General features: G+C 64.8%; 16 protein-coding genes. 11 read left to right on the top strand and 5 right to left on the bottom strand.

Annotated elements, in window-relative coordinates:
* Positions 1–155: 155 nt before the first annotated feature.
* From ACYCAX_RS12910 to ACYCAX_RS12900, 3 genes are all read right to left on the bottom strand, one after another.
* Positions 156–1,469, bottom strand: coding sequence for an MFS transporter (locus ACYCAX_RS12910; protein ID WP_294977804.1), 1,314 nt, complete (start codon positions 1,467–1,469; stop codon positions 156–158).
* A 286-nt stretch (positions 1,470–1,755) separates the two neighbouring features.
* Complete coding sequence (locus tag ACYCAX_RS12905) at positions 1,756–3,051, bottom strand: HlyC/CorC family transporter (protein WP_460248168.1); 1,296 nt, start codon at positions 3,049–3,051, stop codon at positions 1,756–1,758.
* 49 nt (positions 3,052–3,100) lie between these two features.
* Positions 3,101–3,901 (bottom strand): cytochrome C assembly family protein, encoded by an 801-nt coding sequence (locus tag ACYCAX_RS12900; RefSeq protein WP_015478457.1) that lies wholly within the window; start codon positions 3,899–3,901, stop codon positions 3,101–3,103.
* A gap of 220 nt (positions 3,902–4,121) precedes the next feature.
* Here ACYCAX_RS12900 and ffh point away from each other — a divergent pair, with 220 nt between their 5' ends.
* The 6 genes from ffh to ACYCAX_RS12870 all read left to right on the top strand — a co-directional run bounded on the left by ffh (position 4,122) and on the right by ACYCAX_RS12870 (position 8,150).
* Positions 4,122–5,495 (top strand): signal recognition particle protein, encoded by a 1,374-nt coding sequence (ffh, locus tag ACYCAX_RS12895; protein WP_015478456.1) that lies wholly within the window; start codon positions 4,122–4,124, stop codon positions 5,493–5,495.
* A 144-nt stretch (positions 5,496–5,639) separates the two neighbouring features.
* Positions 5,640–5,888: a 30S ribosomal protein S16 gene (gene rpsP, locus ACYCAX_RS12890; protein ID WP_015478455.1), complete on the top strand. Its 249-nt coding sequence runs from the start codon at positions 5,640–5,642 to the stop codon at positions 5,886–5,888.
* Positions 5,889–5,893: 5 nt separating this feature from the next.
* Positions 5,894–6,430, top strand: a complete 537-nt coding sequence (gene rimM, locus ACYCAX_RS12885; RefSeq protein WP_015478454.1) for a ribosome maturation factor RimM — start codon at positions 5,894–5,896, stop codon at positions 6,428–6,430.
* 26 nt (positions 6,431–6,456) lie between these two features.
* Entirely contained in the window at positions 6,457–7,200 is a 744-nt protein-coding gene (trmD, locus tag ACYCAX_RS12880) for a tRNA (guanosine(37)-N1)-methyltransferase TrmD (protein WP_015478453.1), read from the top strand.
* 43 nt (positions 7,201–7,243) lie between these two features.
* Positions 7,244–7,594 carry a 50S ribosomal protein L19 gene (gene rplS / locus ACYCAX_RS12875; RefSeq protein ID WP_015478452.1) on the top strand — a complete coding sequence of 117 codons (351 nt, stop codon included), beginning with the start codon at positions 7,244–7,246 and terminating at the stop codon, positions 7,592–7,594.
* Between the two features lie 142 nt (positions 7,595–7,736).
* Positions 7,737–8,150, top strand: a complete 414-nt coding sequence (locus ACYCAX_RS12870) for an acyl-CoA thioesterase (protein WP_460248167.1) — start codon at positions 7,737–7,739, stop codon at positions 8,148–8,150.
* 119 nt (positions 8,151–8,269) lie between these two features.
* Here ACYCAX_RS12870 and ACYCAX_RS12865 read toward each other — a convergent pair whose 3' ends face one another.
* Both ACYCAX_RS12865 and ACYCAX_RS12860 read right to left on the bottom strand, forming a co-directional pair.
* Complete coding sequence (locus ACYCAX_RS12865; RefSeq protein WP_294977809.1) at positions 8,270–8,947, bottom strand: hypothetical protein; 678 nt, start codon at positions 8,945–8,947, stop codon at positions 8,270–8,272.
* Positions 8,948–9,045: 98 nt separating this feature from the next.
* Positions 9,046–10,890, bottom strand: coding sequence for a cation:proton antiporter (locus ACYCAX_RS12860; RefSeq protein WP_015478449.1), 1,845 nt, complete (start codon positions 10,888–10,890; stop codon positions 9,046–9,048).
* Between the two features lie 93 nt (positions 10,891–10,983).
* Between ACYCAX_RS12860 and xerD the strand changes: the two genes are divergently transcribed.
* The 5 genes from xerD (at position 10,984) to ACYCAX_RS12835 (ending at position 16,172) form a co-directional block, all read left to right on the top strand.
* The gene (xerD, locus tag ACYCAX_RS12855) at positions 10,984–11,880 is read left to right on the top strand and encodes a site-specific tyrosine recombinase XerD (protein ID WP_460248166.1); all 897 of its coding nucleotides are present in this window, start codon (positions 10,984–10,986) and stop codon (positions 11,878–11,880) included.
* A 179-nt stretch (positions 11,881–12,059) separates the two neighbouring features.
* Positions 12,060–12,788 (top strand): DsbC family protein, encoded by a 729-nt coding sequence (locus ACYCAX_RS12850; RefSeq protein ID WP_015478447.1) that lies wholly within the window; start codon positions 12,060–12,062, stop codon positions 12,786–12,788.
* 174 nt (positions 12,789–12,962) lie between these two features.
* On the top strand, positions 12,963–14,267 hold the full coding sequence (locus ACYCAX_RS12845; RefSeq protein ID WP_460248165.1) for a homoserine dehydrogenase: 1,305 nt from the start codon (positions 12,963–12,965) through the stop codon (positions 14,265–14,267).
* 55 nt (positions 14,268–14,322) lie between these two features.
* Positions 14,323–15,732, top strand: coding sequence for a threonine synthase (thrC, locus tag ACYCAX_RS12840; RefSeq protein ID WP_460248164.1), 1,410 nt, complete (start codon positions 14,323–14,325; stop codon positions 15,730–15,732).
* A 158-nt stretch (positions 15,733–15,890) separates the two neighbouring features.
* Positions 15,891–16,172, top strand: a complete 282-nt coding sequence (locus ACYCAX_RS12835; RefSeq protein WP_460248163.1) for a DUF3509 domain-containing protein — start codon at positions 15,891–15,893, stop codon at positions 16,170–16,172.
* The last annotated feature ends 34 nt before the right edge of the window (positions 16,173–16,206 follow it).

Genomic DNA, 16,206 nt, shown 5'->3' with positions numbered 1-16,206 from the left:
GACAGGCTCCTACCCTACGCCATACAAGCGAGCTTGCTCGCGAACAGGTGCGGCGACCCGGGCGGGAGAAGCTTCGCGAGCAAGCTCGCTCCTACAGGGGCGGAAGCTCGGTAGAGGGGATGTCTAGGCGTTCCCCTCAGTCCTACAGAAAAGCGTCAGCGGATGTGGTTCAGATCAGCTTCGCGGGTCTCGCGCAGGCACAGCACGGCCAGCAGGCTGAGCGCTGCCGCGACCGAGACATAACCGCCGACCCAGCTCAACCCGCCCATGCCCACCAGCTTCTGCGCGATGTACGGCGCGACCGACGCACCGAGAATGCCGCCCAGGTTGTACGCCGCCGAAGCACCGGTGTAGCGCACGTGAGTGGGGAAGAGCTCCGGCAGCAGCGCACCCATCGGGGCGAAGGTCACGCCCATCAGGAACAGCTCCAGTGAGAGGAAGACCGCCACCTCCACCGACGAGCCGGCGCTCAGCAGTGGCTGCATGGTGAAGCCCGAGGCGATGGCGGCGATGCAGCCGACGATCAGCACAGGTTTGCGCCCGAAGCGGTCGCTCAGCCATGCGGAAACCGGCGTGGCGGCGGCCATGAACAGCACCGCGATGCACAGCAGGCCGAGGAACTGTTCGCGGCTGTAACCCAGGCTGCTCACGCCGTAGCTCAGCGAGAACACCGTGGAGATATAGAACAGCGCGTAGCACACCACCATTGCCAGGGCGCCGAGCAGGGTCGGCCGCCAGTGTTTGGCGAACAGCTCGGCGATCGGCAGGCTGGAGCGCTCGTGGCGCATCATGGCCTTGGCGAACACCGGGGTTTCCACCAGTTTCAGGCGCACATAGAGGCCGACGATCACCAGCACGGCGCTTAGAATGAACGGAATGCGCCAGCCCCAGGCGCGGAACTGTTCCTCGCTGAGCAGCATGGCCAGGCAGAGGAACAGGCCGTTGGCGGCGAGAAAGCCGATCGACGGGCCCATCTGCGGGAACATGCCGAACCAGGCGCGGCGGCCCTTGGGCGCGTTCTCCGTGGCCAGCAGCGCGGCGCCGCCCCATTCGCCGCCCAGCCCCAGGCCCTGGCCGAAGCGCAGCACGCAGAGGAGGATCGGCGCCCAGGCGCCGATGCTGTCGTAGCCGGGCAGCAGGCCGATCAGGGTGGTGGAGACGCCCATCAGCAGCAGCGAGGCCACCAGGGTCGATTTGCGTCCGATGCGGTCGCCGAAGTGGCCGAACAGCGCCGAGCCCAGCGGGCGAGCGAGGAAGGCGATACCGAAGGTGATGAAGGCGCTCAGCGCCTGGGCGGCGCCGGAGGTCTGCGGGAAGAACACCGGGCCGATCACCAGCGCGGCGGCGGTGGCGTAGACGTAGAAGTCGTAGAACTCGATGGCGGTGCCGATGAAGCTGGCCACCGCGACGCGGGTGGTGGAGTTGGTCTGTTCGGCCGGCTGTGCGGTGTCGAGGGTGGTGCTGGTCATGCGGGTCTATCCCTGGCAGTCATGGCTGGCAGACGACTCTACGGTCGTGTCCGGCGTCATAGGAGGCATCGCCGTGGCGCGAGACGCAAAGCGCGGCCCGGGGTCGGGGCGGGGGAGGCGCGGCTCGCGGCGGGTCGGGGCGAGGCCGGCTGCTTCGCAAGGCAACGACGCGGGGTCGAGGCTCGGCGGGCGTGCGGGTGACTGGCCAGCGGCACGGCGCGGATAGCGACGGTGGCTGGCGGGAGGCTGGGTAAGCCGTCCGGATTATAGGGGCGGGCGGGGCCGCTCAGGCAAGCTCGTCGCGATGCGGCGCGGGTGGCGTAGCAATGCCGGGTTGCCAGACGCGCACGCTCTTCACGCGGTTTTCGCCGGACTGGAGGATCTCCAGGCGGTAGCGACCGATCTTCAGGCACACCGCGCAGTCGGGGATCTGCTCGAGGGCTTCGGTGACCAGGCCGTTGAGGGTCTTGGGGCCGTCGCTGGGTAGTTGCCAGCCCAGGGAGCGGTTGAGGTCGCGCAGGTTGGCCGAGCCGTCGATCACATAGGTGCCGTCGGCCTGCGGATGGATATCGGGGTTGCGCAGGGCGTCCTGGTTGCTGAACTCGCCGACGATCTCTTCGAGGATGTCTTCCAGGGTGATGATGCCGATCACCTCGCCGTACTCGTCGACGACGATGCCGATGCGCCGCTTCTGCTTCTGGAAGTTGATCAGCTGGGTCGACAGCGGCGTGCTCTCGGGCACGAAGTAGGGCTCCAGGCAGGCGGCCTCGAGGCTTTCCTTGGTCAACTGGTTGTGCGTCAGCAGCCGTGCGATCTGCCGCATGTGGACGATGCCTTCGACCTGGTTGATGTCGTTGCGGAACACCGGCAGGCGGGTGTGCGTGGTGTTGCGCAGTTGGCCGATGATGGTTTCCAGCTCGTCGTCCAGGTCGATGCCCTGCACTTCGTTGCGCGGGATCATCAGGTCGTTCACCGTGATCTTTTCCAGGTCGAGGATGCTCAGCAGCATGTCCTGGCGGTTGGCGGTGAGTTTCTCGCTGGATTCGCTGACCACGCTCTTGAGCTCATCGCTGCTCAGTGGCCTGCTGGCGCGCTGGGTCGGGTCGAGGCCGCAGGCGCGCAGCAGCAGGTTGCTCACCCCGGTCATCAGCCACAGCAACGGGCTGAACAGCTTCTGCAGCCACAGCAGTGGCAGGCTGGCGGGGAAGGCGACGCGCTCGGGGCGCAGCGTGGCGTAGGTCTTGGGGGTGATCTCGCCGAAGATCAGCAGCACCAGGGTCAGGACGATGGTGGTCGGCGCGACGGCGGCCTCGCCCCACAGGCGCAGGGCCAGCAGGGTGGCCAGGGCGGAGGCGACGACGTTGACGAAGTTGTTGCCGATCAGGATGGTGCCCAGCAGCCGGTCGGTGCGCAGCAGCAGCCAACTGGTGCGCCGCGCGCCGCGATTGCCCTGCTTGGACAGGTGGCGCAGGCGGTAGCGGTCGAGACTGAGGACGCCGGTCTCGACGCTGGAGAAGAACGCGGAACACAGCAGCAGGAAGACCAGCAGGCCGATCAGATAGCCGGGGTGGATGTCGCCCATGCGTCGGTTTCCTTCGGCGTTTCGCGGCGGTGCGGCACCGCCGCCAGCGTCAGATGTGCAGGATGAATTCCTTGACCAGCTTGCTGCCGAAATAGGCCAGCATCAACAGGCAGAAGCCCGCCAGGGTCCAGCGGATCGCCTTGTGCCCGCGCCAGCCGAGCTGGTGGCGGCCCCACAGCAGCACCGCGAACACCACCCAGGCGAAGCAGGACAGGATGGTCTTGTGTGCCAGGTGCTGGGCGAACAGGTTGTCGACGAACAGCCAGCCGGAGATCAGCGACAGCGAGAGCAGCGACCAGCCGCCCCAGAGGAAGCCGAACAGCAGGCTTTCCATGGTCTGCAGCGGCGGGAAGTTGCGGATCAGGCCCGACGGGTGCTTGTGCTTGAGCTGGTGATCCTGCACCAGTAGCAGCAGCGCCTGGACCACGGCGATGGTCAGCAGGCCGTAGGCCAGGATCGACAGCAGGATGTGCGCGAGGATGCCCGGTTGCTCGTTGATCGGCTCGATGGTGCCGTGGGGCATCAGCACGGCCAGCAGGGTAGTCAGGGCACCGAGCGGATAGAGGAGGATCAGCAGGTTCTCTACCGGGATGCGCAGGCAGGCCAGCAGCGTCAGTGCGGTGACCGCGGCGGAAATCAGGCTGGCGGCGTTGAAGAAGTCCAGCACCAGGCCGCCGGGCGTCAGCAGTTCCTGGCTCAGGCTATAGGCCTGGCAGAGCAGGGCGACCAGGCCCAGCAGGAGGAGCAGCGGTCTCTGCGGTGGGGTGCGGCGGGCCAGGCTCACGCTCTGGTAGACGGTGGTGCCGATATAAAGGACGGCGGCGATCAGGCTGGGCAGCAGAGGTTGCATAAGTCCTTGGAACAGTCCTTGGAAGGGGGACCCGAAAGGCCGTGAGTGTGGCACAGAACGGGCGGGTCTAGAAAGCCGCTGAGAACAGTTCGCTTCTAGGGCGGGCGCGGTCCGTCACAGAGGGATCATCGGCGGTGTTGGCGTTGGCCGCACTTCGCTATAATCGCCGGCTTGCTGACAAGCCAAACCCTGACCCGAGCGGGTCTGATTAGGAACGCGCATGTTCGAAAACCTTACAGATCGCCTCTCGCAAACGCTGCGCCACGTTACCGGCAAGGCCAAGCTGACCGAGGACAACATCAAGGACACGCTCCGCGAAGTGCGGATGGCCCTGCTGGAGGCCGACGTGGCCCTGCCGGTGGTCAAGGACTTCGTCGCCAAGATCAAGGATCGCGCGGTCGGCACCGAGGTTTCCAAGAGCCTGACTCCGGGCCAGGCCTTCGTGAAGATCGTCCAGGCCGAACTGGTCGAGCTGATGGGCGCGGCCAACGAGGACCTCGACCTCGCAGCAGCCCCGCCGGCGGTCATCCTGATGGCCGGCCTGCAGGGCGCGGGCAAGACCACCACCGCCGGCAAGCTGGCGCGCTTCCTTAAAGAGCGCAAGAAGAAGTCCGTGCTGCTGGTGTCCGCCGACGTCTATCGTCCGGCGGCGATCAAGCAGCTGGAAACCCTGGCCAACGACCTGGACGTGACCTTCTTCCCGTCCGACACCAGCCAGAAGCCGGTGGCCATCGCCGAAGCGGCGATCCGCGAAGCCAAGCTGAAGTTCATCGACGTGGTGATCGTCGACACTGCCGGCCGTCTGCACATCGACGCCGACATGATGGACGAGATCAAGCAGGTCCACGCGGCGATCAAGCCGGTGGAAACCCTGTTCGTGGTCGACGCCATGACCGGCCAGGACGCCGCCAACACCGCCAAGGCCTTCAACGACGCGCTGCCGCTGACCGGTGTGGTGCTGACCAAGGTCGACGGCGACGCCCGTGGCGGTGCCGCGCTGTCCGTGCGCGCCATAACCGGCAAGCCGATCAAGTTCCTCGGCATGGGCGAGAAGAGCGAAGCGCTCGACCCGTTCCACCCTGACCGCGTGGCCTCGCGTATCCTCGGCATGGGCGACGTGCTCAGCCTGATCGAGCAGGCCGAGCAGAACATGGACCGCGAGAAGGCCGAGAAGCTCGCGAAGAAGATCAAGAAGGGCAAGGGCTTCGACCTGGAAGACTTCCGCGACCAGTTGCAGCAGATGAAGAACATGGGCGGCCTGGGCAGCCTGATGGACAAGCTGCCGATGCTCGGCGGCGTCAACCTGTCGCAGATGGGTAACGCGCAGAACGCGGCGGAGAAGCAGTTCAAGCAGATGGAGGCGATCATCAACTCCATGACCCCCGCCGAGCGCCGTGATCCGGAAGTGATCAGCGGTTCGCGCAAGCGACGCATCGCGATGGGGTCCGGCACCCAGGTGCAGGACGTCGGTCGCCTCATCAAACAGCACAAGCAGATGCAGAAGATGATGAAGAAGGTCACCGCCAAGGGCGGCATGGCCAAGATGATGCGCGGCATGGGCGGCATGTTCCCCGGCGGCATGCCGAAGATGTGACCCCGGACGGCTCGCCGCCCGGCGGGCCGGACGCGCTGCGGCTTGCGGCGCGGGGCTTTAGCTCATAGAATATGCGGCCTTTCGGGCTATGTGCCCGAGGGCTGCATTTCTTTTTTGCAAGCAAACCATAGGAACAACGTACGCATGGTAACCATTCGTCTGGCTCGTGGCGGCTCCAAGAAGCGCCCGTTCTACCACCTGACCGTGACCAACAGCCGCAACGCTCGTGACGGCCGTTTCGTCGAGCGCGTCGGCTTCTTCAACCCCGTTGCAACTGGTGCCGAGGTCAAGGTCTCGATCAACCAGGAGCGTCTGAACTACTGGCTGAGCCAAGGCGCTCAACCGTCTGAGCGTGTTGCTCAGCTGATCAAGGAAGCCGCCAAGGCTGCCTGAGATCGATGAACACGAATACTGCTCCCGCCGAGGAGATGGTTGTTCTCGGCAAGATCGTATCGGTGCACGGTATTCGTGGTGAGGTGAAGGTGTATTCCTTTACCGATCCGTTGGACAACCTGCTGGACTATCGTCGCTGGATGCTCAAGCGTGGCAACGAGGTTCGACAGGCTGAGCTGGTTCAAGGTCGCGTGCAGGGCAATGTCCTGGTCGCGAAGCTGAAGGGACTGGATGATCGCGAGATCGCCCGCACCTTCGCTGAATTCGAAATCCTGGTCCCGCGCAGCGAGCTGCCGGTGCTGGACGATGGCGAGTTCTACTGGAGCCAGTTGGAAGGTCTCAAGGTGATCGACCAGAACGGGCAACTGTTCGGGATTCTCGACCACATGCTGGAGACCGGCGCCAACGATGTGATGGTAGTCAAGCCCTGCGCAGGCAGCCTGGACGACCGTGAACGCCTGCTCCCGTATACGGATCAGTGCGTGCAATCGGTAGACCTGGAAGCCGGCGAGATGCGGGTGGACTGGGACGCGGATTTCTAATCCATGTGGATGAGAGCCCTCAGCCGATGTGGATAGGAGTCATCAGCATCTTTCCGGAGATGTTTCGCGCCATCAGCGACTATGGCATCACGAGTCGCGCGGTCAAGCAGGAGCTGATCCGGCTTCAGTGCTTCAACCCGCGAAGCAACACCGAGGACCGTCACCAGACGGTGGACGACAGGCCTTTCGGCGGTGGTCCCGGCATGGTGATGAAAATCAAGCCGCTCGAAGGCGCACTGGGCGATGCCCGGCAAGCTGCAGGCGGACCGGCGAAGGTGATCTACCTCTCGCCGCAAGGTCGCAAGCTGACGCAAGCGGCCGTGAAGGAACTGGCGAACGAGGAACGATTGATCCTGATCGCCGGGCGTTACGAAGGCATCGACGAGCGCTTCATTGAAGAGCATGTCGATGAGGAATGGTCGGTTGGCGATTACGTGTTGTCCGGGGGTGAGCTTCCGGCGATGGTGCTGATTGACGCGGTCACGCGGTTGTTGCCCGGTGCATTGGGCCACGTGGACTCCGCCGAGGAGGACTCCTTCACGGATGGCCTGCTCGACTGTCCGCACTACACCCGACCCGAGGTGTACGCAGACAAACGTGTTCCTGAGGTGCTGCTCAGCGGCAACCACGAACACATCCGGCGCTGGCGTTTGCAGCAGTCCTTAGGCAGGACCTGGGAACGACGTGCCGATCTTCTGGATTGCCGCTCGCTTTCTGGAGAAGAGAAGAAGCTGCTGGAGGAATACATCCGCCAGCGGAACGATAGTTAACGTATCGATGGCGAGCGCCGAGCGCTTGTCTTAGGAGCACGAAATGACCAACAAGATCATTCAGCAGATCGAAGCTGAACAGATGAGCAAAGAGATTCCGGCGTTCGCCCCCGGCGACACCGTAATCGTCCAGGTTAAAGTGAAGGAAGGCGACCGTCAGCGTCTGCAGGCCTTCGAAGGCGTTGTCATCGGCAAGCGTAACCGCGGCCTGAACAGTGCCTTCACCGTTCGCAAGATCTCCAACGGCGTAGGTGTTGAGCGTACCTTCCAGACCTACAGCCCGCTGGTAGACAGCGTTTCCGTCAAGCGTCGCGGCGACGTGCGCAAGGCCAAGCTGTACTACCTTCGCGAACTGTCCGGCAAGGCAGCGCGCATCAAGGAAAAGCTGGTCTAAGACCGGTTCTTTCGAAGAAAAAAGCAGCCTACGGGCTGCTTTTTTCTTGCCCACGATTTGTCCCATCTGCCTTCGTCAGCGCATTAGAAGCACAACACCCGCAACACCGGCAGCCACCCTCATTGCATCAGGTAGCAGTGGCATGAGCCCCCGAGAGCAAGAAATCCTCCGTCGCACGACTTTGGCGGAAACCCGCGTAACCAAGGCGATCTTCCCGCCCACCACCAATCACCACAACACCCTGTTCGGCGGCACCGCGCTGGCCTGGATGGACGAAGTCTCGTTTATCGCCGCGACGCGCTTCTGCCGCCTGCCGCTGGTGACCGTTTCCACCGACCGCATCGACTTCAAGCATCCGATCCCCGCCGGCTCCATCGTCGAGCTGATCGGCCGGGTAGTGAAGGTCGGCAACACCAGCCTCAAGGTCGAGGTGGAGGTGTTCGTCGAGAGCATGTCCGCCGATGGCCGTGAAAAGGCCATCCACGGGCTGTTCAGCTTCGTCGCCATTGATGACGAGAAGCGCCCGGTGCCGGTCTTGCCCGGCTTCGAGGCCTGAAACGCCAGAAGGCGCCCTTGGGCGCCTTCTGGCGTTGCGCAACTTGTAGGAGCGAGCTTGCTCGCGAACGGCCTGACATCGATGCGGCCGGCTGAGTTGTTCGCTCCTGCAAAAAAGGTTCAGCGGCGCAGGCTGATCTTCAGCGAGGCCTGGGACAGGTCGATGTTCTGCAGGCTCAGGCTGCCCATGTTCTGGGTCTTCGGTGCCCCGGCGACGCGGATGTTGTCGAAGCGCACCTCGCCGATGGAGCTGGGCAGGCGCACATTGATCGAGCCGTCGGCATTGAAGGTCGAGGAGGCGTGCTCGGTGTCGTATTGCACGTCACGCAGGGAGGTCTCGGCGTCCAGGCTGTCCACCACCGGCAGTACCAGCCGCGCGAGCTGCTTGACGGTGCCCACGCCGTCGCCGCTTTCCGCGCTGACCAGCAGGCTCTGCAGGGTGTCGTCGAAGCCCTGGGCGCTGACGTTGCTCATCTCGCGGTCACTGAGCGGCTTCAGGCCTTTGAGCGTTTCATGACGGGTGATGCTGGCCGGTGCCTGGCGCTGCACATCCGCGCTGGCCAGTTGAAACGGACTGAGCAACGCCGCGACAAGGGTGGCGGCGAGGCGCAGGTTGTTCTGTTTCTTCAGCGCCCGCCCGAGTTGGCGCTCGCTGATCCAGCCCTGCTGGATCAGGGTTTCGCCCAGGCGCAGCCCGTTGCCGAGCTGGAGCTGGATGGCATGTTCCAACTGCTGGAGGGTGATCAGACCCTTGCTGATCAGGATCTGGCCGAGACGGGAGTTCTGTTGACTGGGCATGGCGGCAGGCTTCATTTGTGCAATGATGGCGTGATGCAATCATTGTCTGTCGGACTGATTCTGTCACCCACCTAAAGATAGGCTGACGTGGCCAGTTGTCAGGTTGTTGCCGTGTGTGCCGTTTCGTTTGTACTCGCGGTGTTTTCCGGGGCCTCTTCGATCAGTGCGATCAGTGTCCAGCCGGTGCCCGGCGTCAGCGGCCGGTCGGGGCTGGCGATCTGCAGGCGGCCGTTCGGGTCGCGGGCGAACAGCAGCAACGCGCGGCCGCCGTGCTGGGCCTGGTATTCCGCCCAGCCGAAGTTGTCGCTGAGCAGCGTCGAGCGGACTTCCGCGCCCCGTGCGATCAAGCCCGCCAGTTGCGGGTAGGTGACGGACGTCTGCCCCAGCGGGTGCCCGCGGTGGCGGTCGCTGATGCGGTGCTTCTCGCTGCGGCGGCTGTCCTGGCTGCTGGGCAGGATGAAGCGCTGCCAGGGGCTGAACTCGTGGCGGAAGCTCATGCACATCAGCGCATTCAGCTCGGCGTTGGGCGACAGTGCCAGCAGGTGTCCCAGGCCGATCAGGTCCAGGTGCGCCTCGGCGTGTTGCGAGGCGGGGTTACCGAAGTAGGTCGGCAGGTTTTCCATGCGCGCCGCGCGGGTATTTTCCCAACTGGAGTCGGTGAGCAGTACCTTCACCCCGACGTTCTGCAGGCCGGCGCCGATGGCTCGCGCCACGGGGTTGGCACCGATGATCAGGAAGCCGGTAGGCACCGGTTCGGCGACTTTCAGCAGCCGCGCCAGCGGACGGGCGGTGGCGCTCTGCAGGATCACGGTGCCGATGATCACCAGGAAGGTGAGGGGCACCAGCACCCCGGCCTGGGCGTGGCCTGCCTCGTGCAGGCGAATCGCGAAGATCGCCGAGACCGCCGCGGCGACGATGCCGCGCGGGGCTATCCAGCTCAGCAAGGCACGTTCGCGCCAGTTCAGCGCGGAGCCGGCGGTGGAAATCATCACGCTCAGCGGTCGGGCGACGAACTGGATCAGCGCCAGCACCAGCAACGCCACCGGACCGAGGCCGAGCAGTGCCGCCAGGTCCAGACGCGCGGCGAGCAGCACGAAGAGCCCGGAAATCAGCAGCACGCTGAGGTTTTCCTTGAAGTGCAGGATGGGGCGCACGTCGACGCTCGGCATGTTCGCCAGGCGCAGGCCCATCACGGTCACGGCGAGCAGCCCGGACTCCGACATCACGCTGTTCGACAGCACGAACACACCCAGCACCACCGACAGCGATGCCAGGTTGTGCAGGTAGTCGGGCAGCCAGTGACGGCGCAGGGCGACGCCCAGGGCCTGGCCGCCGGCCAGGCCGAAGGCGATGCCGCAGCCGGCCACGCTGAAGAAGGTCAGCAGGCTGTTCGTCCAGCCCTGCCCGTCGCTGCTGGCGGCGATGAAGGTGTACACCACCACGGCCAGCAGGGCGCCGACCGGATCGATGACGATGCCTTCCCAGCGCAGGATATTGGCGATGGTCGCGTTGGGGCGCACCACCCGCAGCATCGGCACGATCACCGTGGGGCCGGTAACCAGGGTGAGGGTGCCGAACAGCAGGGCCATCTCCCAGGTGAAGTCCAGCAGGTAGTGGGTCGCCACGGCGATCACACCCCAGGTGACGAGCGCGCCGACGGTGACCAGGCGGCGGACGACCGTGCCGATTTCCTTCCACTCGTCCAGGTGCAGGGTCAGGCTGCCTTCGAACAGCACCAGCGCGACCGCCAGCGACACCAGCGGGAACAGCAGCGGGCCGAACAGTTGCTCCGGTGTCAGAAGGTGCAGGACGGGACCCAGCAGGATGCCGCTCAACAGCAGGAACAGGATCGCCGGCAGGCGCAGGCGCCAGGCCAGCCATTGGCTGAAGAGGGCTGCGAGGCCGATGCCAGCGAGGGCGTAGTAGGTACTGTGTTCGTCCATGAGGGCGCTGGAGTCCTTGTGCGGTTGGCGGTGGAGTTGTGGGCGGGGGGTGTGGAAGACTAGTTCCACGCTTCCCCTATCGATATAGCTGACATGATGCCGGTTTCACATTTACTGATCGATCGTTTCCTGGATGCCCTCTGGCTGGAAAAGGGGCTTTCCGACAACACCCGCAGCGCCTACGGCAGCGACCTGGCGCTGTTCAACGGCTGGCTCGACGAGCGCGGGGTGGCGCTGGAGGCGGCGGGGCGCGAGGTGATCCTCGACCACCTGGCCTGGCGTCTGGGGGAGGGCTACAAGGCGCGCTCCACCGCGCGCTTCCTCTCGGGGTTGCGGGGCTTCTACCGCTATTGCCTGCGGGAAGGGCTGATCGACGAGGATCCGACGTTGCTGGTGGAACTGCCACAACTGGGCAAACCCCTGCCCAAATCGCTCTCGGAGGCCGACGTCGAAGCGTTGCTGGCGGCGCCGGAAACCGACGATCCGCTCGGCCTGCGCGACCGCACCATGCTGGAGGTGCTCTACGCCTGTGGGCTGCGGGTCAGCGAGCTGGTCGGGCTGACCCTGGAGCAGGTCAACCTGCGCCAGGGCGTGGTGCGTGTCATGGGCAAGGGCAGCAAGGAACGGCTGGTGCCGCTGGGCGAGGAGGCGATCCGCTGGATCGAGCGCTACGTGCGCGAGGCGCGCACGGACCTGCTGGGCGGCCGCCCCAGCGACGTGCTGTTTCCCAGCCTGCGCGGCGAACAGATGACCCGGCAGACCTTCTGGCACCGCATCAAGCTGCACGCGAAGGTAGCCGGCATCGGCAAGAGCCTGTCGCCGCACACCCTGCGCCATGCGTTCGCCACTCATCTGCTCAACCACGGAGCGGACCTGCGGGTGGTACAGATGCTGCTGGGGCACAGTGACCTGTCCACCACGCAGATCTACACCCACATCGCCCGGGCGCGCCTGCAGGACCTGCACGCACAGCATCACCCCCGCGGCTGAGCTGACACTGTAGGAGCGAGCTTGCTCGCGAACGCATTTCACCAAATCTTTCCGGGTGGTGCGGTTCGCGAGCAAGCTCGCTCCTACAGAAGAGCCGCCGAAGCTTCCTGCTACAGCCTTTGGTTCGGCCTCACCAGCCCGGTGTGATAGTCTTCGCCGACTGACCTCAGGAGTTTTCCATGCGTTTGTCCCGACTTCTGGCTGGTGCGGCCTTCGGCCTCGTCAGCACCCTTGCCCTGGCCGCCGAGCCGGACCAGGCAATCCGCGCCACCCTGCAATCCCTGCAGCCCGACCTGCCCATCGAAGCCATCGCCAAGAGTCCTCTCGAGGGCATCTATCAGGTGCAGCTCAAGGGCGGCCGCGTGCTCTATGCCAGTGCCGATGGCCAGTTCGTCGTCCAGGGCAACATCTACCAGGTGAAGGACGGCAAGCCGACCAACCTGACCGAGGAAGCCGAAAGCGCGGGCGTGGCCAAGACCATCAACGGCATCCCGACCGCCGACATGGTGGTGTTCCCGGCCAAGGGCGAGACCAAGGCGCACATCACCGTCTTCACCGACACCACCTGCCCGTACTGCCAGAAGCTGCATGCCGAAGTGCCGGAACTGCAGAAGCGCGGCATCGAAGTGCGCTACCTGGCCTTCCCGCGCCAGGGCCCGAACTCGCAGGGTGACCAGCAGCTTCAGGCCGTGTGGTGCTCGAAGGATCGCCAGGCGGCGATGACCGACATGTTCCACGAGAAGGAAGTGAAGGCCGCCAAGTGCGACAACCCGGTGAACAAGCAGCTGGAGCTGGGCCAGATGGTCGGCGTGCAGGGCACCCCGGCAATCATCCTGGCCAATGGCCAGATGCTGCCGGGTTACCAGCCGGCCGGCCAGATCGCCAAGCTGGCCCTGGAGGCCAAGTAAGCCGCGGGCTGCGCTTTGATTGACTAATAAAGAACCGCTTCGTAATGTGCGGTTCCTTTTGACAATGAACCGGGCCCGGGCCTGGTTCGATCCTGGTGCCTGCCCACCGTGCCCGCCTCGTTGCGGGCACGCTGCGTCAGGCACTGTGCTGCTGTAATCATGGGGAGTTTCAGCGTGAATCCGGTGAAAGTGGGAATCTGTGGGTTGGGGACCGTCGGTGGCGGTACCTTCAATGTACTCAAACGCAACGCCGAGGAGATTGCCCGCCGTGCCGGGCGTGGTATCGAGGTTGCGCAGATTGCCGCCCGTCGCCCCAATCCGAAGTGTGAAACCGGCAGTACCCCCATTACTGCCGACATCTTCGACGTGGCGAACAACCCGGAAATCGACGTGGTCATCGAGCTGATCGGTGGCTACACCCTGGCCCACGAACTGGTGCTCAAGGCCATTGAGAACGGCAAGCACGTGGTCACCGCCAACAAGGCGCTGATCGCCGTGCACGGCAACGAGATCTTCGCCAAGGCGCGCGAGAAGGGCGTCATCGTCGCCTTCGAGGCCGCCGTGGCCGGCGGCATCCCGGTGATCAAGGCGATCCGCGAGGGCCTGGCCGGCAATCGCATCAACTGGCTGGCCGGCATCATCAACGGCACCGGCAACTTCATCCTCACCGAAATGCGCGAGAAAGGCCGCGCCTTCGCCGACGTGCTCAAGGAAGCCCAGGCGCTGGGCTACGCCGAAGCCGATCCGACCTTCGACGTGGAAGGCATCGACGCCGCGCACAAGCTGACCATCCTGGCGTCCATCGCCTTCGGCATTCCGCTGCAGTTCGACAAGGCCTACACCGAAGGCATCACCCAGCTGACCACCGCCGACGTGAACTACGCCGAGGCCCTGGGCTACCGCATCAAGCACCTGGGCGTCGCCCGCCGTACCGACAAGGGTATCGAGCTGCGCGTACACCCGACCCTGATCCCGGCCGACCGCCTGATCGCCAACGTCAATGGCGTGATGAACGCGGTCATGGTCAACGGCGATGCCGCAGGCTCCACGCTGTTCTACGGCGCGGGTGCCGGCATGGAGCCCACCGCTTCCTCGGTGGTCGCCGACCTGGTGGACGTGGTTCGCGCCATGACCGCCGACCCGGAGAACCGCGTGCCGCACCTGGCCTTCCAGCCGGACTCGCTCTCCGACCACCCGATCCTGCCGATCGACGCCTGCGAAAGCGCCTACTACCTGCGCATCCAGGCCAAGGACCATCCGGGCGTACTGGCCCAGGTGGCGACCATCCTCTCCGAGCGCGGCATCAACATCGAGTCGATCATGCAGATGGAAGTCGAAGAGCATGATGGCCTGGTGCCGATGATCCTGGTTACCCACCGCGTGCTCGAGTCCCGCATCATCGAAGCGATCGCCGCGCTGGAAGCGCTGGATGACGTGGTCGGCAACGTCGTACGCATCCGCGTCGAACAACTGAACTGAATCGATCGCGGCGGGTAGCCTGTAGCGCCCGCCGCCAACCCGAAGGTTTCACACCATGCGTTACATCAGTACCCGCGGCCAGGCGCCCGCGCTGAACTTCGAAGACGTCCTGCTCGCCGGCCTGGCCAGCGACGGCGGCCTCTACGTGCCGGAAAACCTGCCGCGCTTCACCGTCGAGGAAATCGCCTCCTGGGCCGGCCTGCCGTACCACGAGCTGGCCTTCCGCGTGATGCGCCCGTTCGTCGCCGGCAGCATCTCCGACGCCGACTTCAAGAAGATCCTCGAAGAGACCTACGGCGTCTTCGCCCTCAACGCCGTGGCGCCGCTGCGCCAGCTCAACGGCAACGAGTGGGTGCTGGAGCTGTTCCACGGCCCGACCCTGGCCTTCAAGGACTTCGCCCTGCAACTGCTCGGCCGCCTGCTCGACCACGTGCTGACCAAGCGCGGCGAGCGCGTGGTGATCATGGGCGCCACCTCCGGCGACACCGGCTCCGCCGCCATCGAAGGCTGCAAGGCCTGCGAGAACGTCGACATCTTCATCATGCACCCGCACAACCGTGTGTCCGAGGTGCAGCGCCGGCAGATGACCACCATCCTTGGCGAGAACATCCACAACATCGCCATCGAAGGCAACTTCGATGACTGCCAGGAAATGGTCAAGGCCAGCTTCGCCGACCAGGGCTTCCTGAAGGGCATCCGTCTGGTGGCGGTCAACTCGATCAACTGGGCGCGGATCATGGCCCAGATCGTCTACTACTTCCACGCTGCCCTGCAGCTCGGTGCGCCGGCCCGTTCGATTGCCTTCTCGGTGCCGACCGGCAACTTCGGCGACATCTTCGCCGGCTACCTGGCGCGCAACATGGGCCTGCCGGTCAGCCAGCTGATCGTCGCGACCAACCGCAACGACATCCTGCACCGCTTCATGTCCGGCAACCGCTACGACAAGGACACCCTGCACGCGTCGCTGTCGCCGTCCATGGACATCATGGTCTCGTCCAACTTCGAGCGCCTGCTGTTCGACCTGCACGGCCGCAACGGCAAGGCCGTCGCCGAGCTGATGGACAACTTCAAGGCCACCGGCAAGCTGGCCGTCGAGGATGACCGCTGGACCGAAGCCCGCCGCCTGTTCGATTCGCTGGCCGTGGATGACGAGCAGACCTGCGAGACTATCGCCGAGGTCTATGCCGAGTGTGGCGAGCTGCTGGACCCGCACACCGCCATCGGCGTGCGCGCCGCTCGCGAGTGCCGCCGCAGCCTGGCGGTGCCGATGGTCACCCTGGGCACCGCGCATCCGGTGAAGTTCCCGGAAGCGGTGGAGAAGGCCGGCATCGAGACCGTTCCGGCGCTGCCGGCGCATCTGGCCGACCTGTTCCAGCGCGAAGAGCGTTGCACTGTGCTGCCGAACGAACTGGCCAAGGTCCAGGCCTTCGTCAGCGCCCACGGTAACCGTGGCAAGCCGCTCTGATCCGTGACGGATCGATGAAAAGGCCCGCCTTCATGGCGGGCTTTTTCATGGGCGGCCGTTACCGCTTTATGGACCAACGGTACTAAGCAGGACGAACTTAATCGCCGATAGCGATGTCTTTTCTTCAGGTTTTTCATTTCGCAACAAGGAGATATGACATGGACCGGCTAAGCGTGCTGCTGACCGAGACCTTCGCTCCCTACATCCCCTCCCTGGGTCCGGCACGCCCTGATGGCGGCCGTATCCTGACCCTGACCAACGACGAGGGCGATATCGTGTTGCGCCGGGTGATCGACGGCCAGCAACTGGCGGACGAGCATCAGCGCGAGGATGCGGTCCGGTCGGTTCGCCGCGATCTGCTGATCCAGGAAGGGCGGATGGAGGACGATGTCATCGTCGCCCTGCGGCAGCGTGCCCAGGTGCTCAGCTACGGGACGTGAGTTTTCCTGCTCTGCGCAAGTTAAAACGCCGCCC

This window comes from Pseudomonas sp. MT3 (genome assembly GCF_054720805.1).
Note: the sequence above shows the minus strand (reverse complement) of the source record. Positions and strands in the feature narration are given on the sequence as shown.